Raw genomic sequence first — 22514 nt, 5'->3', positions numbered from 1 at the left:
GACACTGGGCCTGTGAGCCCCGCACCTCCCGCCCCCGCCGTCCCCGCTGCCCCGGTCTCGTCGCTCGACCCGGCCCTGGCCGCGCTCCTCAAGCGCGACGCCGCCGGCCTCGTCCCCGCGGTCGTGCAGGACGAGGAGTCGCGCGACGTGCTCATGGTGGGCTGGATGGACGACGAGGCCCTGCACCGCACGCTGACGACGGGCCGGTCGACCTTCTACTCCCGCAGCCGCGGCGAGTACTGGGTGAAGGGCGAGACCAGCGGCCACCGGCAGTGGGTGCGCGGCGTGCGCCTCGACTGCGACGGCGACACCCTCCTGGTGACCGTCCGCCAGGAGGGCCCGGCCTGCCACACCGGTGAGCGCACCTGCTTCGACGCGCGCGAGCTGCCCGCCGTCGTCGGGGAGCCGTCGGGAGAGCCGACCGCGTGAGGGCCCGTCCGCTCGCCCTCGCCGGGCTGGCCGTCGGCGCCGTGCTGGCGCTCGTCGCCGGCTCCCGGTCGTGGTGGCGCGCCTCCGGCACGGGCGTGGACGTCGGGTTCAGCGGCACCGAGACGACGGCCGGCCTGGCGCAGGCCCTCGCCCTCGTCGTCCTGGCCGGCGCGCTGCTCGGCCTGGTGCTGCGCGCCCGCGGCCGGCGGGTCCTCGGCGTGCTGCTGGCGCTGGCCGGCGCCGGCGCCGTCGTGGTCGGCCTCGACCGCCCCCGCCCCGCGTCGGGCACCGTGGAGAGCCGGGTCCTCGAGGTGAGCCTGGCCGACCAGTTCGCGCTGGTCGGCACCGCGTGGCCGTTCGTGTACGCCGCGGCCGGCGCCCTCGTCCTGGCCGCGGCGCTGCTGATGGCGGTGACCGCCCCGCGCTGGCCCACGCGGGCCGCGCGCTTCGAGCGCCCGGGGCAGGAGGGGCAGGCAGGGTCGACGCCCTCGGCGCGGTCCGACGACCCCGCGACGCTGTGGCGCTCGCTCGACAGGGGGGTCGACCCGACGCTCGACCCGACGCCCGACCAGGGACCCGCCCCGAGCGCCCAGGGCGGGAGGGCCGATGTGCACGACGCCGCGTCGGGGGTAACAATGAACCCCCGGGCGTCCGCCCGGACCGACGAGCCCACCTGAGCGTGGGGACAAGGAGCACCGAGATGGCAGCCCCGTCCCGTGCCGCGGACCCGTCGGGCACCGCCCGGCGCTCCGAGATCAGCGACCCCTCCGGTGAGCGTCACAAGCACGTCCACCACGGCCAGACCCTGGCCGCGTGGGTCGGCAGCCTGACCGCCATGGTCGCCGTGGTCATCGGCGGCTTCGGCGTCGTGTTCCAGAACTGGGTCGTCTTCGGCGTCGGGGTGGCGCTGATGGCGATCGCCGGCATCGCGGCGCTGGTGCTGCAGAAGACCGGGCACGGCGCCTACTAGCGCCGCACCGACCGCCCAGCCGATCCAGGGGAAACGTCATGGGAGTGCTCGACGACATCGTCGCCGGGGTCCGCGAGGACCTCGAGCTGCGCCAGGCCGAGGTGTCCCTGGAGCGGCTCAAGGAGCGTTGCCTCCAGGTCGACGCCGCGCTCGACCCGATGCCCGTCTTCCGCGGGCCGGGCGTCTCGGTGATCGCCGAGGTCAAGCGCTCCAGCCCGAGCAAGGGCGCGCTGGCCACGATCGCCGACCCGGCCGCCCTGGCGGCGGAGTACGAGGCCGGGGGAGCCGCGGTCATCTCGGTGCTCACCGAGCGGCGCCGCTTCTCGGGCTCGCTGGACGACCTCGTCCGCGTCCGGGCCGTCGTCGACGTCCCGGTGCTGCGCAAGGACTTCGTCGTCACGGCGTACCAGCTCTTCGAGGCGCGGGCGGCCGGGGCCGACCTGGTGCTGCTGATCGTCGCGGCGCTCACCGATACCCAGCTCGTCGGCCTGGTCGAGCGGGCCGAGTCGATCGGGCTCACCCCGCTCGTCGAGGCCCACACCGCCGACGAGGTGCGCCGCGCGGTCGACGCCGGCGCCCGGATCATCGGGGTCAACAACCGCAGCCTGCAGACCCTCGAGGTCGACCCGACGACCTTCGCCCGCCTCGCCCCGCTGATCCCCGACGGCGTCGTCCGGATCGCCGAGTCCGGCGTGCGCGGTCCCCACGACGTCATCGAGCTGGCCCGGGCGGGGGCCGACGTCGTCCTCGTCGGTGAGGCGCTCGTCACGGGCCGCGACCCGCGCACCGGGGTGGCCGACCTGGTCGCCGCGGGGGCGCACCCCGCCGTGCACCGCAGCTGACCCGCACGTCCCACCCGGGAGCCTGACCACCGCTCGACAAAGCAGGCGGGCGAGCGCGCTGGGCGCCGTATCCTCGGCGCATGGTCAGCGCCCTGCCCGACGCCCGCGGTCACTTCGAGGACTTCGGGGGCAAGTTCGTCCCGGAGGCGCTGTGGACGGCGCTCGCCCAGCTCGAGGCCGAGTTCCGCTCCGCCTCCGAGGACCCGGCCTTCGCGGCGGAGCTCGCGCAGCTGCTCGCCGACTACACCGGCCGGCCCTCGCCCATCACGGTGGCCACGCGCTTCGCCGAGCACGCCCGTCCGGCGGAGGGTCCGGCGCCGCTGATCCTGCTCAAGCGCGAGGACCTGAACCACACCGGCTCACACAAGATCAACAACGTCCTCGGCCAGGCGCTGCTCACCCGGCGGATGGGCAAGACCCGCGTCATCGCCGAGACCGGCGCCGGGCAGCACGGCGTCGCCACCGCGACCGCCGCCGCCCTCTTCGGGCTCGAGTGCACCGTCTACATGGGCAAGGTCGACACCGAGCGCCAGGCCCTGAACGTCGCCCGCATGCGCCTGCTCGGCGCCGAGGTCATCGCCGTCGAGTCGGGCACGCAGACGCTCAAGGACGCGATGAACGAGGCGATGCGCGACTGGGTCGCCAGCGTCGACCAGACCCACTACCTGATCGGCACCGTCGCCGGGCCGCACCCCTTCCCGCTGCTGGTCCGCGAGTTTCAGCGCGTCATCAGCACCGAGGCGCGCGCCCAGGTCCTCGCCTCGTACGGGCGGCTGCCGGACGCCGTCGCCGCCTGCGTCGGGGGCGGCTCCAACGCGCTCGGCATCTTCGCCGACTTCATCGGTGACTCCGGGGTGGCCCTGCACGGCTACGAGGCCGGCGGCGACGGCGTCGAGACCGGCCGCCACGCCGCGACGATCTCGGCCGGCTCGGTCGGCGTGCTGCACGGCATGCGCACCTTCGTGCTGCAGGACGACGACGGCCAGACGAAGGACTCGCACTCCATCTCCGCGGGCCTCGACTACCCGGGCGTCGGCCCCGAGCACTCCTGGCTCGCGGCGACCGGCCGGGCGACGTACGAGGCGGTGACCGACACCGAGGCCATGGAGGCCTTCCGCCTGCTGACCCGCAGCGAGGGCATCCTCCCGGCCATCGAGTCCGCCCACGGCCTGGCCGGCGCCCTGCGCCTGGGCCGTTCGCTGCCCCCGCGCGCCGACGGCCAGCCGAACATCGTCCTGGTCAACCTGTCCGGGCGCGGTGACAAGGACGTCGACACCGCCATCCAGTGGTTCGGCGTCGACACCCGCGGCACCGGCTCGGAGTCCGGCCGGCCGGTCGGCACCAACCTCAGCGCCGACCCCGAGCTCGACATGAGCATGGAGAAGGACGGGCCCGCGAGCACCACGGCGGTCCAGCTGTGAGCGCGCCGACCACCGAGCCCACGGCGACCTTCGACCGCGGGCGCTCCGGGCAGGTCTTCGCCGCCGCCAAGGAGCAGGGCCGCGGAGCACTCGTCGCCTTCCTGCACGTGGGCTACCCCGACGTCGCGACGTCGGTGTCCGCCCTGCGCGCGCTGACCGGCGAGGGCGACGGCCCGGGCGTCGACCTGGTCGAGGTCGGCCTGCCCTACAGCGACCCGATGATGGACGGGGTCACGATCCAGCGCGCCGGCACGCGCGCGCTGGCCCGCGGCGTCCGGACGCGTGACGCCTTCACCGCCGTCGAGGCGCTCGCCCAGGCCGGCACCCCGGCCGTCGTCATGACCTACTGGAACCTCGTCGAGCACTACGGCGCCGAGGCCTTCGCCCGCGACCTCGCCTCGGCCGGCGGCGCGGGGATCATCACCCCCGACCTGACCCCGGACGAGGCCGGCACCTGGATCGAGGTGTCGGACGCGTACGGGCTGGACCGGATCTTCCTGGTCTCGCCCTCCTCGAGCGACGAGCGCCTGGCCGAGACCGTCGCCGCGTGCCGCGGGTGGGTCTACGCCACCTCGGTCATGGGCGTGACGGGCGCCCGCGCGCAGAGCTCGACCGCCGCGCCCGACCTCGTCGCCCGCATCCGGGCCGCCTCGCCCGACGCCATGGTCGGCGTCGGCCTGGGCATCTCCGACGGCACGCAGGCGCGCGAGGTCACCACGTACGCCGACGCCGCGATCGTCGGCTCGGCGCTGGTCCGCACGCTGCTGGACGCCGAGGAGGCGGGCACGCCCGAGGACCTGACCCGGCTGCGCGCGGTCGTCGACGACCTCGTGCGCGGGGTCAGGGGCGACTCGTGACGCCGGCGGCGTCCGCGCTCGCCCCGCTCTTCATCCCCAGCCCGGGCCAGAACGTCTGGCACCTGGGCCCGCTGCCGCTGCGGGCGTACGCGCTCTGCATCATCGCGGGGATCATCGTCGGGATGGTCGTCGCGACGCGCCGCTGGCGCGCCCGCGGGGGGACCTCCGACGGGCTGGAGTCCGTCGTCGTGGTCGCCGTGCCGGCGGGCATCGTCGGCGCCCGGATCTACCACGTCATCACCGACTACGAGCTCTACTTCGGCCCCGGGCGCAACCCGGTCGACGCGCTCAAGATCTGGCAGGGCGGTCTCGGGATCTGGGGCGCGGTCGCCCTCGGGGCGCTCGGCGGCTGGCTCGTCGCCCGTCGCCGCGGGATCCGCTTCCCGGCCCTGCTCGACGCCTGCGCCCCGGGCATCGCGGTCGCGCAGGGGATCGGGCGGCTCGGCAACTGGTTCAACCAAGAGCTCTTCGGGCGGCCGACGACGTTGCCCTGGGGCCTGGAGATCGCGCCGCGCTACCGGCCGCAGGGCTACGAGCAGTACGCGACCTTCCACCCGACGTTCCTCTACGAGCTGCTCTGGGACGTCGCCGTCGTGGCCGTCCTGCTGGTCGTCCTGGACCGCCGCTTCCGGCTGGGCCACGGCAGGGTCTTCGCGCTCTACGTGATGCTCTACTCGCTCGGGCGGTTCTGGATCGAGGCGCTGCGGATCGACACGGTCAACGAGATCGGTGGCTTCCGTCTCAACAACTACACCTCGCTGATCACCTTCGTGGGTGCCGCGCTCGTGCTGGTCTGGCTGTCGCGCCACCGTCCCGGCCGCGAGGCCGTCGTCGAGGAGGGCGCCCCGGGCGCCGGACCCGGGGAGCCGGACGAGCCCGAGCAGGCCGACGAGCCCGAGCAGGCCGACGAGGCCCGCGAGACCGCACCGTCGGCGTCCGAGGAGCCGTCCGAACGGTGAGGAGCCGTCCGCGACGCCCGTATAGTAGGACTGCCTAGGAACTGCGGTCGCGCCACCCATGCCGACCTCCCGCCAGCACCGATGAACGCCGTGACGCCGCGCAACCACACGCGTGTCCCAGGCCGAAACATCAGACCTGCGATGCCTGCGCTGCTGCGCTAGCATCCTCCCGCTCCTGGCCAGTGACGTCCCGGGCGCCTGTTCGTGACCCCAGCTGAGACCGCAGCTGAGCCCGATGATGAGCCGGAGCCGAGCCCCCTCGGCCCACGAACGACAGGAGTCCGACGTGACTCTGCTCGCCAAGCCCCAGGCCCAGGGCCTCTACGACCCGGCCCACGACCACGACGCGTGCGGCGTGGCCTTCGTGGCCACGCTCGACGGCGTCGCCAGCCACGCGATCGTCGAGCAGGGCCTCGAGGCGCTGCGCAACCTCGACCACCGCGGTGCCACCGGTGCCGACCCCAAGACCGGCGACGGCGCGGGCATCCTCATCCAGGTCCCGGACGCCTTCCTGCGCTCGGTGGCCGGCTTCGAGCTGCCGCCGGCCGGGACGTACGCGGTCGGCAACGCCTACCTGCCCGTCGACGAGGCCGCGCGCCGCGCGGCCAAGGAGACGATCGAGGCGGTCGCGGCGGAGGAGGGGCTGCGGGTCCTCGGGTGGCGCACGGTCGCGACCGACGACGCCTCGCTGTCGGACCTGACGCGCTCGACCATGCCGGTCTTCGAGCAGCTGTTCGTCACGCCGTCGGGCCAGCCCGTCCAGGGCCTCGCGCTGGAGCGGCTCGTCTTCTGCCTGCGCCGCCGCGCGCAGCACGAGGCCGGGGTCTACTTCTCCTCGCTGTCGTGCCGCACGCTCGTCTACAAGGGCATGCTGACCACCGAGCAGCTCGAGCTCGTCTTCCCCGAGCTGCTGGACCCCCGCGTGGAGAGCGCGCTGGCCGTGGTCCACTCGCGCTTCTCGACCAACACGTTCCCGTCGTGGGAGCTCGCGCACCCGTACCGGATGATCGCCCACAACGGCGAGATCAACACCGTCAAGGGCAACCGCAACTGGATGCGCGCCCGGGAGGCGCTGCTGGCCAGCGACCTGATCCCCGGCGACCTGGAGCGGCTCTACCCGATCTGCACCCCCGACGCGTCCGACTCGACCTCCTTCGACGAGGTCGTCGAGCTGCTGCACCTCGGCGGGCGCTCGCTGCCGCACGCGATGCTGATGATGATCCCGGAGGCGTGGGAGAACAACCCCACGATGGATCAGCGCCGCAAGGACTTCTACGCGTTCCACTCCTGCCTGATGGAGCCCTGGGACGGCCCGGCCGGCGTCGTCTTCACCGACGGCACGCAGGTGGGCGCGGTCCTCGACCGCAACGGCCTGCGCCCGGGCCGCTTCTGGGTCACCGACGACGGTCTCGTCGTGCTGGCCTCCGAGGCCGGCGTCCTCGACATCCCGGCGGAGAAGATCGTGCAGAAGGGCCGGCTGCAGCCGGGCCGGATGTTCCTGGTCGACCTCGCCGAGCACCGGATCATCGACAACGACGAGGTCAAGGACTCCCTCGCCGCGGCGGCGCCGTACGGGGAGTGGCTGAGCGCCGGGCGCATCGCGCTCGGCGACCTGCCCGAGCGCGAGCACGTCGTGCACAGCCACGCCTCCGTGACCCGGCGCCAGCAGGTCTTCGGCTACACCGAGGAGGACCTGCGCCTCATCCTGTCGCCGATGGCCTCCGGGGGCGCCGAGCCGATCGGCTCGATGGGCACCGACACCCCGATCGCCGCGCTGAGCGAGAAGCCGCGGCTGCTGTTCGACTACTTCAGCCAGCTCTTCGCGCAGGTGACGAACCCGCCGCTGGACGCGATCCGCGAGGAGCTCGTCACCTCGCTGTTCAACACCATCGGGTCCGAGCAGAACCTGCTGGAGCCCGGCCCGGCCTCGTGCCGGCGCCTGGTGCTGCCCTTCCCGGTGCTCGACAACGACGACCTGGCCAAGATCGTCAAGATCAACCGGCACGGCGACCTGCCGGGCTACGCGACGCACGTGGCCCGCGGCCGCTACGACGTCGCCCGCGGCGAGGAGGGCCTCGTCGAGGCGCTCGACGACATCTGCGCCGAGGTCAGCCAGGCCATCGCCGACGGCGCCCGGATCATCCTGCTCAGCGACCGGCACTCCAACGCCGAGCTGGCGCCGATCCCGTCGCTGCTGCTCACCGCCGCGGTGCACCACCACCTGGTGCGGGAGAAGACCCGTACGCAGGTCGGGCTCGTCGTCGAGGCCGGCGACGTGCGCGAGGTGCACCACGTCGCGCTGCTGATCGGCTACGGCGCGGCCGCGGTCAACCCCTACCTGGCCATCGAGTCCGCCGAGGACCTGGCCCGGCGCGGCGTCTACACCAGCGTCGAGCCCGAGGTCGCGGTCAAGAACGTGGTCAAGGCGCTCGGCAAGGGCGTCCTCAAGGTCATGAGCAAGATGGGCGTCTCGACCGTCGCCTCCTACACCGGCGCGCAGATCTTCGAGGCGCTCGGCCTGTCCAAGGACGTCGTCGAGCGCTACTTCACCGGCACGACCTCCAAGCTCGGCGGGGTCACCCTGGCGCAGCTGGCCGAGGAGGTCCGGCGCCGCCACCTGGTCGCGTACCCGTCGAACGGCATCCCGCAGGCCCACCGCACCCTGCCGATCGGCGGGGAGTACCAGTGGCGCCGCGAGGGCGAGCCGCACCTGTTCGACCCCGAGACGGTCTTCCGGCTGCAGCACAGCACCCGGACCGGGCGCTACGACATCTTCAAGCAGTACACGTCGCACATCGACTCTCAGGCCGAGCGGCTGATGACGCTGCGCGGGCTGCTCCGGATCAGCGACTCGCGCCCCTCGATCCCGATCGAGGAGGTCGAGCCGGTCAGCGAGATCGTCAAGCGCTTCTCCACCGGGGCGATGTCGTACGGCTCGATCAGCCTCGAGGCGCACCAGACCCTGGCGATCGCGATGAACCGCCTCGGCGGCAAGTCCAACACCGGTGAGGGCGGCGAGGACGTCGACCGCCTCTACGACCCCGAGCGGCGCAGCGCGATCAAGCAGGTCGCGTCGGGCCGGTTCGGCGTGACGAGCGACTACCTCACCAATGCCACCGACATCCAGATCAAGATGGCGCAGGGCGCCAAGCCCGGCGAGGGCGGCCAGCTGCCCGGCCAGAAGGTCTACCCGTGGGTCGCCAAGACGCGGCACTCGACGCCGGGCGTCGGGCTCATCTCGCCGCCGCCGCACCACGACATCTACTCGATCGAGGACCTCAAGCAGCTCATCCACGACCTCAAGTGCGCCAACCCGAGCGCACGGGTCCACGTGAAGCTGGTGGCCGAGGTCGGCGTCGGCACGGTCGCGGCGGGCGTGAGCAAGGCCAAGGCCGACGTCGTGCTGGTCTCCGGCCACGACGGCGGCACGGGCGCGGCTCCGCTGACCTCGCTCAAGCACGCCGGCGGGCCCTGGGAGCTCGGCCTCGCCGAGACCCAGCAGACGCTGCTGGTCAACGGGCTGCGCGACCGCATCGTCGTGCAGGTCGACGGTCAGCTCAAGACCGGTCGTGACGTCATCATCGGCGCGCTGCTCGGGGCCGAGGAGTTCGGCTTCGCGACCGCACCGCTGGTCGTCAGCGGCTGCATCATGATGCGGGTCTGCCACCTCGACACCTGCCCGGTCGGCGTCGCGACGCAGAACGCCGAGCTGCGCCAGAAGTTCTCCGGCAAGCCCGAGTTCGTCGTGAACTTCTTCGAGTTCATCGCCGAGGAGGTGCGCGAGCACCTCGCGGCGCTGGGGTTCCGCACGCTCGCCGAGGCCGTCGGCCACGTCGAGCTGCTCGACACCACGCAGGCCGAGACCCACTGGAAGGCGCACGGGCTCGACCTGGCCCCGATGCTGCACCGCCCGGAGCTGCCCGAGGGCGCCCCGCTGCACAACGTCACCACGCAGGACCACGGGCTGGCCGACAAGCTCGACCAGCGGCTCATCGAGATCTGCCGCCCCGCGCTCGAGTCGGGCGAGGCCGTCCGTGCCACGCTGCCCATCCGCAACGTGGATCGTACGGTCGGCACGATCCTCGGCCACGAGGTGACGAAGGCGACCCGTGGGCAGGGCCTGCCCGACGGCACGATCGACCTCACCTTCACGGGGTCGGCGGGCCAGAGCTTCGGCGCGTTCGTCCCCGCCGGGATCACGCTGCGCCTCGAGGGCGACAGCAACGACTACCTCGGCAAGGGCCTGTCCGGCGGGCGGCTCGTGCTCCGCCCGGACCGCGCCTCGACGTTCGTGGCGAGCGAGAACATCATCGCCGGCAACGTCATCGGCTACGGCGCCACCGGTGGCGAGATCTTCGTCGCCGGCCAGGTGGGCGAGCGCTTCTGCGTCCGCAACTCCGGGGCCACCGCGGTCGTCGAGGGTCTCGGCGACCACGGCTGCGAGTACATGACCGGCGGTGTCGCGGTGGTCCTCGGGCGGACGGGGCGCAACGTCGCCGCCGGCATGTCCGGCGGCATCGCGTACTTCCTCGACCTGGACCGCGACCTGCTCAACACCGAGATGGTCGACGCGATCGACCCGGGCGAGGCCGACCTCGAGCTGCTGCAGGGCCTGGTCAAGCGTCACCTGGAGGAGACCGGCTCCGAGGTGGCGGCCGGGCTGCTCGCCGACTGGGAGCACGCCGCGACGCGCTTCACCAAGGTCCTGCCGCGCGAGTACGCCAAGGTCGTCGCCGCCCGCGAGGCGGCGGAGTCCGAGGGCCTCGACGAGGCCGAGACCACCCGCCGCATGATGGCCGCGGTCGCCAAGTAATGCGCACCCTGACGACGGAGACATCTCATGGCTGACCCGCGTGGGTTCATCACGACGCCGCGGAAGGTCGCCGAGCGGCGGCCCGTGAGCGAGCGCGTGCACGACTGGAACGAGGTCTACCCCGGTACGCCGGGGCGGGCGCTGCTGCCGATCATCAGCGAGCAGGCCGGGCGCTGCATGGACTGCGGCATCCCGTTCTGCCACACCGGCTGCCCGCTGGGGAACCTGATCCCCGAGTGGAACGACCTGGTGTGGCGCAGCGACTGGGACGAGGCGCTGGAGCGGCTGCACGCCACGAACAACTTCCCGGAGTTCACCGGGCGGCTCTGCCCGGCCCCGTGCGAGACGGCCTGCGTGGTCGGGATCAACCGCGACGCGGTGACGATCAAGAACGTCGAGGTCTCGATCATCGACAAGGCGTGGGACGAGCGCCGCGTCGACCCGCAGCCCGCGGACTGGCTGACCGGCAAGACGGTCGCCGTGGTCGGCTCCGGCCCGTCCGGCCTGGCCGCGGCCCAGCAGCTGACGCGTACCGGCCACACCGTCGCGGTGTACGAGCGCGCGGACGCCCCCGGCGGCCTGCTGCGCTACGGCATCCCCGAGTTCAAGATGGAGAAGAAGGTCCTCGACCGTCGCATCCGCCAGATGCGCGACGAGGGCACCAACTTCCGCACCGGCGTCGACGTCGGCGGCTCGGTGACCTGGACGCAGCTCAAGGAGCGCTACGACGCGGTCGTCATCGCCATCGGCTCGACCGTCGGGCGCGACCTGCCGGTGCCGGGACGCGAGCTCAAGGGCATCCACCAGGCGATGGAGTACCTGCCGCAGGGCAACCGCGCGGCGCTCGGCAACGCGCCCGAGGACCAGATCAGCGCGGCCGGCAAGCACGTCGTGATCATCGGCGGCGGCGACACCGGCGCGGACTGCCTCGGCACGGCGATCCGCCAGGGCGCGGCCTCGGTCACGCAGCTGGAGATCATGCCGACCCCGCCGACCGACCGGCCCGAGAACCAGCCCTGGCCGACCTACCCGATGACCTACCGGGTCAGCTCCGCCCACGAGGAGTCGGGGGAGCGGGTCTACTCCGTGTCCACCTCCGAGTTCCGCGGGGACGACCACGGGTCGGTCAAGACCCTGGTGCTGTCCGAGGTCGTCTTCGAGGGCGGCAAGCTCACGGCGATCGAGGGGACGGAGAAGGAGATCCCCGCCGAGCTCGTGCTGCTGGCGATGGGCTTCACCGGCCCGGAGAAGCAGATGCTCGTCGAGCAGCTCGGCGTCGGCCTCGACCCGCGCGGCAACATCGCGCGCGACGAGCAGTACGCGACCGACGTCGAGGGCGTCTTCGTCTGCGGCGACGCGGGCCGCGGGCAGTCGCTGATCGTCTGGGCGATCGCCGAGGGCCGGGCCTGTGCCAACGGCGTGGACACCTACCTCAGCGGCTCGTCGGCCCTGCCGCGCCCGATCGGGCCGCAGGTCCGTCAGCTGATGGTCTGACCCCGACCCGCCTCAGCCCCACCCGGACCACCGCCGAGCGGTAGGTTGCGGCGCCTTCTCCTCGCGAGATCGCGCGGCAACCTACCGCTCGCGGTCGTGCGGAGTCGGTCGTGCGGGGTCGGTCGTCTGGGCCGGTGGGTCACGCGGGGACGTCGACGCGGACGCCGGTGAAGCGGTAGCCGCGGCGGACGACGGTGGTGATCAGGCCGGGCAGGTCGAGCGTGCGGCGCAGCCGGCTCATCGCCACCTCGAGGGCGTGGTCGTCGAGCGGGTCGGGCAGCGCCGCCACGAGCTCCGAACGCGGCACGACGCCGCGGCCCGCGGCGAGGGTCTTGAACAGCACCAGGGCGTTCGGGCCGAGCAGCACGTTGCGCCCGCCGACGGAGACGCTGCGCCCGCGGACCTCCACCAGCGTGTCGTGGGCCCGGTAGACCTGCACGTGGTGGCGGGCCAGGTCGTCGCAGACGAGCCGGATGAGGGCGCCGAGGCGGTGGCGCTCCGGCACCACGGGGACGATCCCGGCGTCGAGGAGCGGCTGCGCGGTGACCGGGCCGACGGCGGCCGCGGTGACGTGCTCGCGGTGGGCACGGACGAACTCCGGCCCGAGGCCCGCGGCCCGGGCCGCCTCGAGCGTCGCCGCCGCGCCCGGTGCGCTGGTGTAGGTGATCGCGTCGAGCTGGCGCGAGCAGGTCGCCTCGACCAGCCGCAGGAGCCGGTCACCGCTCGGCCGGACCCAGCGGTAGGGCGTCACGGTCAGCACCTCGGCGCTGACGTCGGCCAGGCGCCGCAGCGCGTCGTGGTCGGTCGACCCGTGCAGCTGGATGGCGACCCGCCGACCGCCCAGGCCGTGGCCGGTGATCGCGTCGACCAGCGCCGCGGTGGTGTCGATCTCGCTCGTCTGCACGTCGAGGAGGCCCGCCGCGCGGACGGCGCCGACCGCCTTCGGCCCGCGCGCGAAGATCTGGGCGTCGTCGAGGACGGCGGTCAGGGCGGCGCCCAGCCCAGCGGCGTCGGCCACCTCGAACCAGCGCCGTACGCCGTAGCCCGTGGTCAGCAGGACGACCTCGGGGCGGGCCCGGATCAGCGCCCGCGTCTCCTCGACGAGCGCTGCGTCCTGCTCGTGGGGCACGATCCGCAGGGCCGGGGCGTGCAGCACCTGCGCGCCGCGCCGCTGGAGCGCGGCGACGAGGTCCTCGGACCGGCGGTCGGAGGTCACTCCGACGCGGAACCCGCGCAGCTCCTCGACCCGCAGCCCGGGCTCGGTCCGGGTCGGTGCGCTCACGGGCCGGTCCAGACCGGCAGTCCGTCGAGCACGACGGCGGGATCGCCGAGCCCGGGGGCGAGGCGGACCACCTCGCCGATCACGACCACGGCCGGCGAGGCCACCTGGACCCGTCGTGCGTCCTCGGCCAGGGAGGCCAGGCAGGAGAAGGTGCTGCGCTGCGAGTCGGTCCAGCCGCGCTCGACCACGGCGGCCGGCGTGGCGGGGTCCATCCCGGCGCGGACGAGCCCCGCGGCGATCTGCTCGAGGTTGACCACGCCCATGAGCACCACGATGGTCCCGCCGAGCAGCGCGAGCCCGGCCAGCTCCTCCTCGCTCGGGCGCTGGTGGCCGGAGACGACGGTGAAGGCGTGGCTGACGCCGCGGTGCGTCACCGGGATCCCGCAGGAGGCGGGCACGGCGATGGCGCTGCTGACGCCGGGGACGACCCGTACGGGCACGCCGGCGGCGAGGCACGCGCGCACCTCCTCCCCTCCGCGGCCGAGGACGAAGGGGTCGCCGCCCTTGAGCCGTACGACCGACAGGCCGGCCTGCGCGGCCCCGACGAGCTGCTCCTCGATCTCCCGCTGGCCGACCGGGTGGTGGTAGGGCTGCTTGCCGACGTCGACGAGGGTGGCGCCGGGGGCCAGGTCGGCCAGCCCGTCCGCCGGCCCGAGCCGGTCGTGCAGCACGACGTCGGCGGCGGCGAGCGCGGCGACCGCTTCGACGGTGAGCAGTCCCGGCGACCCGGGACCGCCGCCGACCAGCGTGACCTGCCCGCGGCGCGGGGCGGGGGCCTCGTCGGTGACCATGACCCGCAGCTGGCCCGCCAGCCGCGTGGCCCGCTCGACGAGCGCGGTCGGCGCGTCGACGGTGACCAGCAGCCACGCCGGGCCGAGAAGGCGCAGCAGCCCCGTCGTGTCGTCGGGCCCGGGCGCGTGGACCGTCCGCGTGGGCAGGGCGGTGCGCAAGGTCTCCGGCCGGTCGCCCGGCGCGTCGGGCGTGCGGGCCAGCGTGACCCGGGCGCCCGCCCGGACCAGGCGCGCCACGGCGAGCCGCGCGCCGACCACGCTGCCGAGCACGAGGACCGAGCGGTCGGTCATGTCGAGGTCGAGCTGCACGGTGATCACGCTAGGGACCAGGCGTTACCCGACGATTTCCGCGACGTAACTCGTGGCTACGTGATGCCGAACCGCCGCGGGGACGGTGGTGACCTCCCCGTCATGCGGGCGTAACGAGCGGCCCTGCCCGGCCTCGCGCGTGCCTCACGGGCGCGGGGCGAGGGGTGTGAGAGAGCGGTGAACGACCCGTAACCGCGACCGAGGCAGGACGTAACACCTGTGCCCAAGCATCATCGGGTGAGCCCGCCCGCGACCTCGAGCCATCCCGGCCCGACCCTCACGCACTGCCCGTACTGCTCGTTGCAGTGCGGGATCACGCTCCGACCGACGGTGCGGGGGATGCCGGGACCGCTGGCGCTCGAGCCGCAGGAGGGCTTCCCGACGAACCGAGGCGGCCTCTGCTCCAAGGGCTGGACCGCCACGTCGCTGCTCGACCACCCGCAGCGGCTGCTGACCCCGCTGGTGCGCGTGGTCCGCGGCGACCGGACGAGCGCGTTCCGGCCGGCGTCGTGGGACGAGGCGCTGGAGCAGGTCGTCGAGGCGGTCACCGGGGCCCAGGACGCGTACGGCCGGGACGCGGTCGGCTGCTTCGGAGGCGGCGGGCTGACGAACGAGAAGGCCTACGCGCTCGGCAAGTTCGCGCGGGTCGCGCTGGGCACGGCGATGATCGACTACAACGGGCGCTTCTGCATGAGCTCGGCCGCGACGGCGAGCAACGCCGCCTTCGGGATCGACCGCGGCCTGCCCTTCCCGCTGTCCGACGTGGCCCGGGCCGAGGCCGTGCTGCTCGTCGGCTCGAACCCGGCGGCCACGATGCCGCCGGCGATGCAGCACCTCGACGCCGGGCGGGCCGCCGGCGCCACCCACGTCGTCGTCGACCCGCGCCGGACCCCGACCGCCGCCGGTGCGGACCTGCACCTCGCGCCGCTGCCCGGCACCGACCTCGCGCTGGCCAACGGGCTGCTGCACCTGGCCATCCGCGAGGACCTCGTCGACCAGGAGTACGTCGCGACGCGCACGACCGGCTTCGCCGCGGTCCGCGACGGCGTGGCGGCCTACTGGCCCGACCGGGTCGAGCGCATCACCGGCGTCAGCGTCGCCGACCTGCGACGCACGCTCGAGATCCTCACCTCGGCGAGGAGCGCGATGATCCTGACCGCGCGGGGCGCGGAGCAGCACAGCAACGGCACCGACACCGCCCGGGCCTGGATCAACCTCGCCCTCGCCCTCGGGCTGCCCGGGCGGCCGGGCTCCGGCTACGGGACCGTCACCGGCCAGGGCAACGGCCAGGGCGGACGCGAGCACGGCCAGAAGGCCGACCAGCTGCCGGGCTACCGCAAGCTCGCCGACCCGGCCGACCGCGCGCACGTGGCGGCGGTGTGGGGGATCGACCCCGAGGAGCTGCCCCGCCCGGGGGTGTCGGCCTTCGAGATGCTCGACCGGCTCGGCACGCCCGGCGGGGTCCGGGCGCTGCTGGTCCTCGCCTCGAACGTGGTCGTCTCCGCGCCCGACGTGAACCGCGTCCGGGCGCGGCTGGGCGCGCTCGACTTCCTCTGCGTCTCCGACATCTTCCTCTCCGAGACCGCCGAGCTCGCCGACGTCGTCCTCCCGTGCGCCCAGTGGGCGGAGGAGGAGGGCACCATGACGAACCTCGAGGGTCGCGTCATCCGCCGCCGCCGCGCCCTGCCACCGCCCGACGGCGTGCACGACGACCTCTGGGTGCTCAAGGCGCTCGCCGACCGGCTCGGCCGGGGCGCGTGGTTCTCCGCCGACCCGGCCGCGGTGTTCGACGAGCTCCGCCGGGCCAGCGAGGGCGGCCTCGCCGACTACTCCGGCATCACGTACGCCCGGGTCGAGGCCGAGCAGGGCGTGTTCTGGCCCTGCCCTCAGGCGCCGGCGGGGGAGCCGGACCACCCGGGCACCCCCCGGCTGTTCACCGAGAGGTTCGCGACCCCGGACGGGCGGGCCCGCTTCGCCCGCGTCGAGCACCGCGAACCCGCCGAGCGTCCCGACGCGGCCTACCCGTACGTGCTCACGACCGGCCGGCTGATGGCGCAGTACCAGAGCGGCACGCAGACCCGCCGCGTCCCCGCCACGAGCCAGTCGAGCGTCGCCCCCGAGGTGCAGCTGCACCCCGACCTGGCCCGCCGCCTCGAGATCGGCACCGCCGACGTCGTCCGGCTCAGCACCCGGCGCGGCGCTGCGCACTTCCGCGCAAGGGTGACCGACGAGATCCGCGCCGACACCGTCTTCGTGCCCTTCCACTGGGGCGGCGCCAGCGCCGCCAACGCGCTCACCAACCCCGCGCTCGACCCGAGCTCGAGGATGCCGGCCTTCAAGGTCTGCGCCGTCGCGGTCGAGCGCATCGGCGACCCCGACGACGACGCCCTGCTCGCCCGGCCGCCGGAGCACACCGCACTGTCCGCCACCACAGCCCCCACCCTCAACCAGCAGCTCCAGAAGAGCCGACGGAAGGACCTCCCCGTGCTCGCCAAGAACCGCTTCCTGCAAGGCGTCTTCCCCTTCACCGGGGAGGGTCTCGACAAGCCGGCCGCGATCGCGTCCGAGCTCGCGTACGTGGTGCCCGAGGGCGTGGTCAGCCAGGCGCTCTACCTGCGCGCGGGCAACACCACCGACGAGCTCGTCTGCCTCGTGCTGGTGCGTGACGGGGTTCCGATGCGGTACTTCCCGGTGGGCGCCAAGGCCGACGTGCACGTGCCCCTGCGGGTGGTCGAGGACATCGACGGGGGCTCGGCCGTCGAGCTGCGGCTGCTCGCGCCGGAGGGGCTCGCGGGGACCGTCGTCGTCGACCTCGGGCTGGTGGAGCACTGATGACGCTGATCGACGACCGCCCCGCGGCGGACGCGGACGACCGGCCGCGCAAACGGCGCCTGGTCGTCGTCGGCAACGGCATGGCCGGGGCGCGGACGGTCGAGGAGATCCTCGCCCGCGGCGGCGCCGACCTCTTCGACATCACGATGTTCGGCGACGAGCCGTACGGCAACTACAACCGCATCATGCTCAGCCACGTCCTCTCGGGCGAGGAGAGCGACGACGACATCTACCTCAACTCGTGGGAGTGGTACGCCGAGAACCACATCGACCTGCACGCTCCCGTGCGTGTCGAGCGGGTCGACCGGCACGCCAAGGTCGTCCTCACCGACGACGGCCGGGCGTTCGGCTACGACGACCTGGTCATCGCGACCGGGAGCCGTTCCTTCATGCCGCCGATGGACGGGCTGACCACCACCGGAGGGACCACGCTGCCCGGCGTCTTCGCCTTCCGCACGATCGACGACACCCGCGCGATGATCGCCCACGCCGCGCACGACGACCACCGCAAGGCGGTCGTCATCGGCGGCGGGCTGCTCGGGCTCGAGGCGGCCCGCGGGCTGCAGACGTACGGCCTCGACGTGACCGTCGTGCACTCGCCGAAGCACCTGATGAACGCCCAGCTCGGGCCCGAGGGCGGGGAGATCCTGCGCCAGAGCATGGAGGCGCTGGGCATCCACGTCGTCTGCGGCAACCGCGCCACCCACGTCTGGGGCCCCGACCGGGTACGCGGCCTGCGGCTCAAGGACGGCGCGGAGCTCGAGTGCGACCTCGTGGTCGTCGCCGCGGGGATCCGTCCGAACACCGAGGTCGCGGTGCTCAGCGGGCTGGCCGTGGAGCGGGCGATCGTCGTCGACGACCACATGCGCGTCCAGGACGAGGACGACGTCTACGCGGTCGGGGAGTGCGTGCAGCACCGCGGCGAGGTCTACGGCCTGGTCGCGCCGCTGTGGGAGCAGGCCGCCGTGCTCGCCGACCAGGTCACGGGGGCGAACCCGGACGCCGCGTACCTGGGCAGCCGGACCGCCACCAAGCTCAAGGTCGCCGGCGTCGAGGTCGCCTCCATGGGCCTGACCTCGCCCGAGCGCGAGACCGACGAGCACATCGTCTTCTCCGAGCCCCGGCGCGGCGTCTTCAAGTCGATCGTCATCCGCGACGACAAGATCGTCGGGGCCACGCTGCTCGGCGACAGCAGCAAGGTCGCCTTCCTCCAGCAGGCCTTCGACCGCGGGCTGCCGCTGCCGGAGCAGCGGGTGGAGCTGATGTTCGACCTCGGCGGCCCGTCGGCGGAGGTCGGGGTCGCCGAGCTCGCCGACGACGCGCAGGTCTGCAACTGCAACGGCGTCTCCAAGGGCCAGATCTGCGGGGTCGTGAGGTCGGGCGTCAAGACCGTCACCGGCGTCATGGACGCGACCCGGGCGGGCAAGGGCTGCGGCTCGTGCAAGCTCCTGGTGAAGCAGGTCGCCGAGCACGCCGCGGGCGGCGCGGTCGAGGAGGACCCCTCCGTCCACTACTACGTGCCGGGGATCCCGATGGGCAAGCCGGCGCTGATGGAGGCCATCCGCGAGCAGGACCTGCGCTCGCCGTCGGCGGTCTTCACCGCGCTCGCCCCGGGCGGCGCCGAGGACGCGAAGTCCAAGATGGGCCTCGCCTCGCTGCTCAAGATGATGTGGGGCGAGGACATGGTGGACGAGAAGGACGCCCGCTTCATCAACGACCGCGTCCACGCCAACATCCAGAAGGACGGCACGTTCTCCGTCGTGCCGCAGATGCGCGGCGGGGTCACCACGCCCGAGCAGCTGCGGCGCATCGCCGACGTCGCCGACAAGTACTCCGTGCCGATGGTCAAGCTGACCGGGGGCCAGCGCATCGACCTGCTCGGCATCCGCAAGGAGGACCTGCCCAAGGTCTGGGCCGACCTCGACATGCCGTCGGGGTACGCGTACGGCAAGTCGATGCGCACGGTGAAGACGTGCGTCGGTCAGGAGTTCTGCCGCTTCGGCACCGGGGACTCGACCAAGCTGGGCGTCGAGCTGGAGACGCGCCTGCAGGGCATGGAGTCGCCCGCCAAGATGAAGCTCGCCGTCTCCGGCTGCCCGCGCAACTGCGCCGAGTCGCTGGTCAAGGACGTCGGGATCGTCGCCATCGAGGGCGGGCGCTGGGAGATCTACGTCGGCGGCGCGGCCGGGGCGCACATCCGCAAGGGCGACCTGCTCTGCACCGTCGACGACCCCGAGACCGCCAAGCGGCTGACCGGGCGCTTCCTGCAGTACTACCGCGAGAACGCCAAGTGGCTCGAGCGGACGTACGCCTTCGTCCCGCGGATCGGCCTGGAGGAGGTCCGCGCCGTCGTCGTCGACGACCGCGACGGCATCGCCGAGCGTCTCGACGCCGCCGTGCAGGAGCACGCCGACCGCCACGTCGACCCCTGGTCGGAGGGCCGCGCGCCGGTCGAGCCCGGGCAGTTCCGGACGTCGCTGCCGCTGGAGGTCCTGCCGCGGGTGCCGGCCGGCCGGGCCGACGAGCTGCTCGGGGGGTCGTGGTGAGCGCGGGCAGCGCCGGCCTGGCCCCCGGGACGGTCGAGCACGTCCTCGGGCCGGTCGACCAGGTGCCGTTCGGCTCCGCGCGCGCCTTCGAGGTCGCGGGGGAGCAGGTCGCGGTGTTCCGGCGCCGCGACGGGGAGGTCCGGGCCGTCTCGGCGGTCTGCCCGCACGCCGGTGGACCGATCGCCGACGGCCAGAGCGACGCCCGGGTCGTCGTCTGCCCCCTGCACCTGCACACCTTCGAGCTCGACACCGGCTGCTCCACCTCCGGCGCCCCGCCGCTGTCCACGTACGCCGTCCGCGTCGAGGACGACCAGCTCGTCCTCTCCGTCTGACCCGCTCACCCCCCTTCCCTCTGGAGGAACGCCCATGACCGAGACCACGACCAGCACCACGACAGGTCGCGCCGACGACGTCGCCGGGAGGCGGCTCGGCGGGCGCTGGATCGACGACTGGCGCCCCGAGGACCCGCAGTTCTGGGAGTCCGGGGGCAAGCGCGTCGCCTGGCGCAACCTCACCTTCAGCGTGCTCAGCGAGCACATCGGCTTCTCGGTCTGGAGCCTGTGGTCGGTGCTGGTGCTGTTCATGGGGCCGGCGTACGGCTTCACCGCGCCGGAGAAGTTCGTGCTCACGGCCACGCCGGCGCTCGTCGGGTCGATCCTGCGCGTGCCGTACACGTTCGCGGTCGGCCGGTTCGGCGGGCGGAACTGGACGATCATCTCCGCGCTGATGCTGCTGGTCCCGACGATCTACATCGCCGTCGTGCTCGAGCCGGGCGTCTCGCTCGGGACGCTCCTGGTCGGCGCGATGCTCGCCGGCGTCGGCGGGGCCAACTTCGCCTCCTCGATGACCAACATCAACGCCTACTTCCCCTCTCGGCTGAAGGGGCGCGCGCTGGGCATCAACGCCGGTGCGGGCAACCTGGGCGTCGCGGTCGTGCAGCTGGTCGGCCTGCTCGTGCTCGCCGTCTCCGGCGTGCAGCACCCCAAGGTGATGGTCGCGATCTACATCCCGCTGATCGTCGTCTCCGCGCTGCTGTCCGCGGTGTTCATGGACAACCTCACCCAGAACAGCAACGCCAAGGGCGCGATGCGCGAGGTGATGCGCCACCGCCAGACCTGGATCGTGTCCCTGCTCTACATCGGCACGTTCGGCTCGTTCATCGGCTTCGGCTTCGCCTTCGGCCAGGTCCTGCTCGTGCAGTTCCCCGAGGACTTCGACGTGCCGGTCAAGGCCGCCGCGCTCACGTTCCTCGGCCCGCTGCTCGGGTCCTTCATCCGCCCGGTCGGTGGTGCGCTCGCCGACCGGTTCCGGGGGTCGGTCGTCTCGGCGGTCAACTTCGGCGCCATGGCCCTCGGCGCCCTCGTCGTCCTCGTCGCCTCCCGGCTGCACTCGCTGCCGGTCTTCGTCGTGGGCTTCGTGCTGCTCTTCGTGCTCAGCGGCCTCGGCAACGGCTCGGTCTACAAGATGATCCCGGCGATCTTCAACGCCAAGGCCCAGCTGGCCACCGGGACGGGCGGCGACGTCGAGGCCGAGACCCGGCTCGCCGGCCGCCGAGCCGGCGCGCTCATCGGCCTGGCCGGCGCGATCGGCGGCCTCGGCGGGGTGCTCGTGAACCTGGCCTTCCGCCAGTCCTTCCTCACCCTCAAGAACGGCGACGGCGCGTACGTGGCCTTCATCGTCTTCTACGTCGTCTGCGTCGTCGTCACCTGGGCCGCCTTCCTCCGCCCCCGCCCCGGACGCCTCGCCGGCGTCTGAGGCTCTCCACCTCGTCGGGCCCGCCCCGGGTCGGCGTTCGCATGCCCACGTCCTCACGGTGCAGGGAACCTATGCGCGCACAGGTTCCCTGCACCGGGCCCAGGTTGCAGCCTGTGCGCGGTGCGGGGAAGCAGGGCGCAGTGCAGACGCGGACGCCGGGCGCGTGCTCACGCCGTGCGCGCGCGGACCTACCCGGCCGCACCGAACCCGACGTACAGCCGCTGCGAGCGCGCGAGCACCGGGAGGAGCGCGGCCATCGTGCGCCGGGACGCGTCGGGCATGACCATCGACCAGACGAACCGCGTCATGCCGTAGCCCTCGTCGCGCATCTCGTCCTCGCGCCTCTTCTCCCGGACGACGCGGTCGGACGCCGACTCGCCCTTGCGCAGGAACCGCTCGTACTTGACCTTCCCGTCGAACTCGCCGAGGTGACGGAACTCGGGCCAGGAGAAGTCCGAGCGGCCGATCAGCCGTCCGTCGCCGCCTCGTACCTCGTGCTGGAGGTCGGGCATCGGCACCTGGTGCCGGTGGAGCTGCACCCGGGTGACCGACTCGCCGGCCGACTCCGAGCGGGGATCGGCGAGTGCGACCGCTGCGCGCGCGGTCCGCGAACCCGGTACCCGGACGAATCGTGCCTGCAGGTCCTCGAGCTGGTCCCGGAGGTCCGGGTCCGCCCGCAGCGCCGAGTCCGCGGTGACCACCCCGGCCTCCAGCGTCGAGCTCGAGGCCACCTCCCACACGGCACGGGCCGGGCTCACGGTCCGTACGCCGGCCCGCTCGACGAGCTCGGCTCGTCGACCTCGGGCCGGTAGTGGTGGTGGGAGGCCGAGGCGGCCCTGCGACCCGAACCTCCGTCGAGGCGGAGCAGGTGCACGACCGACAGGTCCTGCTGGTAGATCGTGAAGCCGTGCAGGGCCGCCGCCGAGGCACCGGTGAGGGCCACCTCGCCTCCCTGCGCCGCCACGGCGGCGTACGCGTGGAGCAGGTGCTTGCCCGAGTCGTCGCACGCCGCGTACCTCTCGCCCGAGACGTACATGCCCCGGCGCAGGCGCACCAGCACCCCGCGCTGCACCGCACGGAGGAGGGACCGGTCGGACTCGCCGCGGTCGAGCGCCTCGGCCCGCGTGAAGACGCCGTGCCGGTCGGCGCCCAGGCTCGCCGGATCGAGGTCCATGGCTGGTGAGTGTGCTGCCCCGGTGCGCGTCGAGCCACCG

General features: G+C 73.4%; 17 protein-coding genes. 13 read left to right on the top strand and 4 right to left on the bottom strand.

The features are described from left to right. Window positions 1–12: 12 nt before the first annotated feature. From hisI to BLU42_RS07635, 9 genes are all read left to right on the top strand, one after another. A complete protein-coding gene (hisI, locus tag BLU42_RS07675) occupies window positions 13–429 on the top strand; it encodes a phosphoribosyl-AMP cyclohydrolase (RefSeq protein WP_091073945.1) in 417 nt (138 codons plus the stop codon). Beyond that, on the top strand, window positions 426–1106 hold the full coding sequence (locus BLU42_RS07670; protein ID WP_157719880.1) for a Trp biosynthesis-associated membrane protein: 681 nt from the start codon (window positions 426–428) through the stop codon (window positions 1104–1106). The genes hisI and BLU42_RS07670 overlap by 4 nt, the downstream gene beginning before the upstream one ends. Window positions 1107–1129: 23 nt before the next feature. Further along, window positions 1130–1399 carry an HGxxPAAW family protein gene (locus BLU42_RS07665; RefSeq protein ID WP_091073943.1) on the top strand — a complete coding sequence of 90 codons (270 nt, stop codon included), beginning with the start codon at window positions 1130–1132 and terminating at the stop codon, window positions 1397–1399. 38 nt (window positions 1400–1437) lie between these two features. Further along, window positions 1438–2241 (top strand): indole-3-glycerol phosphate synthase TrpC, encoded by an 804-nt coding sequence (gene trpC, locus BLU42_RS07660; RefSeq protein WP_091073942.1) that lies wholly within the window; start codon window positions 1438–1440, stop codon window positions 2239–2241. A gap of 80 nt (window positions 2242–2321) precedes the next feature. Further along, window positions 2322–3662 (top strand): tryptophan synthase subunit beta, encoded by a 1341-nt coding sequence (gene trpB / locus BLU42_RS07655; RefSeq protein ID WP_091073941.1) that lies wholly within the window; start codon window positions 2322–2324, stop codon window positions 3660–3662. After that, complete coding sequence (trpA, locus tag BLU42_RS07650) at window positions 3659–4519, top strand: tryptophan synthase subunit alpha (protein WP_091073940.1); 861 nt, start codon at window positions 3659–3661, stop codon at window positions 4517–4519. Before trpB ends, trpA begins: the two co-directional genes overlap by 4 nt. Further along, the gene (lgt, locus tag BLU42_RS07645; protein WP_091073939.1) at window positions 4516–5478 is read left to right on the top strand and encodes a prolipoprotein diacylglyceryl transferase; all 963 of its coding nucleotides are present in this window, start codon (window positions 4516–4518) and stop codon (window positions 5476–5478) included. Before trpA ends, lgt begins: the two co-directional genes overlap by 4 nt. A gap of 286 nt (window positions 5479–5764) precedes the next feature. Beyond that, complete coding sequence (gene gltB / locus BLU42_RS07640) at window positions 5765–10291, top strand: glutamate synthase large subunit (RefSeq protein WP_407940259.1); 4527 nt, start codon at window positions 5765–5767, stop codon at window positions 10289–10291. Between the two features lie 27 nt (window positions 10292–10318). After that, the gene (locus BLU42_RS07635) at window positions 10319–11785 is read left to right on the top strand and encodes a glutamate synthase subunit beta (protein ID WP_091073938.1); all 1467 of its coding nucleotides are present in this window, start codon (window positions 10319–10321) and stop codon (window positions 11783–11785) included. 139 nt (window positions 11786–11924) lie between these two features. On the opposite strand, the gene BLU42_RS07630 is transcribed toward BLU42_RS07635, so the two are convergent. Together BLU42_RS07630 and cobA are read right to left on the bottom strand one after the other, a co-directional pair. Beyond that, window positions 11925–13067, bottom strand: a complete 1143-nt coding sequence (locus tag BLU42_RS07630) for a uroporphyrinogen-III synthase (RefSeq protein ID WP_091073937.1) — start codon at window positions 13065–13067, stop codon at window positions 11925–11927. Continuing rightward, window positions 13064–14176, bottom strand: a complete 1113-nt coding sequence (gene cobA / locus BLU42_RS07625) for a uroporphyrinogen-III C-methyltransferase (protein ID WP_197680661.1) — start codon at window positions 14174–14176, stop codon at window positions 13064–13066. Before cobA ends, BLU42_RS07630 begins: the two co-directional genes overlap by 4 nt. Before the next feature lie 228 nt (window positions 14177–14404). Here cobA and BLU42_RS07620 point away from each other — a divergent pair, with 228 nt between their 5' ends. Genes BLU42_RS07620 through BLU42_RS07605 form a run of 4 tightly spaced genes read left to right on the top strand, consistent with a single transcriptional unit; the run spans window position 14405 to window position 21300 of the window. Then, window positions 14405–16999, top strand: coding sequence for a molybdopterin oxidoreductase family protein (locus BLU42_RS07620; RefSeq protein ID WP_269458021.1), 2595 nt, complete (start codon window positions 14405–14407; stop codon window positions 16997–16999). Then, window positions 16999–19545, top strand: a complete 2547-nt coding sequence (gene nirB / locus BLU42_RS07615; protein ID WP_091073936.1) for a nitrite reductase large subunit NirB — start codon at window positions 16999–17001, stop codon at window positions 19543–19545. The genes BLU42_RS07620 and nirB overlap by 1 nt, the downstream gene beginning before the upstream one ends. After that, window positions 19542–19877 carry a Rieske (2Fe-2S) protein gene (locus BLU42_RS07610; protein ID WP_231918497.1) on the top strand — a complete coding sequence of 112 codons (336 nt, stop codon included), beginning with the start codon at window positions 19542–19544 and terminating at the stop codon, window positions 19875–19877. The genes nirB and BLU42_RS07610 overlap by 4 nt, the downstream gene beginning before the upstream one ends. 34 nt (window positions 19878–19911) lie before the next feature. Next, a complete protein-coding gene (locus tag BLU42_RS07605) occupies window positions 19912–21300 on the top strand; it encodes a nitrate/nitrite transporter (protein ID WP_091073935.1) in 1389 nt (462 codons plus the stop codon). Window positions 21301–21488: 188 nt separating this feature from the next. On the opposite strand, the gene BLU42_RS07600 is transcribed toward BLU42_RS07605, so the two are convergent. After that, window positions 21489–22058 carry a hypothetical protein gene (locus BLU42_RS07600; RefSeq protein ID WP_091073934.1) on the bottom strand — a complete coding sequence of 190 codons (570 nt, stop codon included), beginning with the start codon at window positions 22056–22058 and terminating at the stop codon, window positions 21489–21491. Beyond that, a complete protein-coding gene (locus BLU42_RS07595; protein ID WP_091073933.1) occupies window positions 22055–22474 on the bottom strand; it encodes a type IV toxin-antitoxin system AbiEi family antitoxin domain-containing protein in 420 nt (139 codons plus the stop codon). Before BLU42_RS07595 ends, BLU42_RS07600 begins: the two co-directional genes overlap by 4 nt. Window positions 22475–22514: the final 40 nt, after the last annotated feature.

The sequence above is a fragment of the Microlunatus sagamiharensis genome, assembly GCF_900105785.1.
In the GTDB taxonomy this organism is placed as follows: domain Bacteria; phylum Actinomycetota; class Actinomycetes; order Propionibacteriales; family Propionibacteriaceae; genus Microlunatus; species Microlunatus sagamiharensis.
Note: the sequence above shows the minus strand (reverse complement) of the source record. Positions and strands in the feature narration are given on the sequence as shown.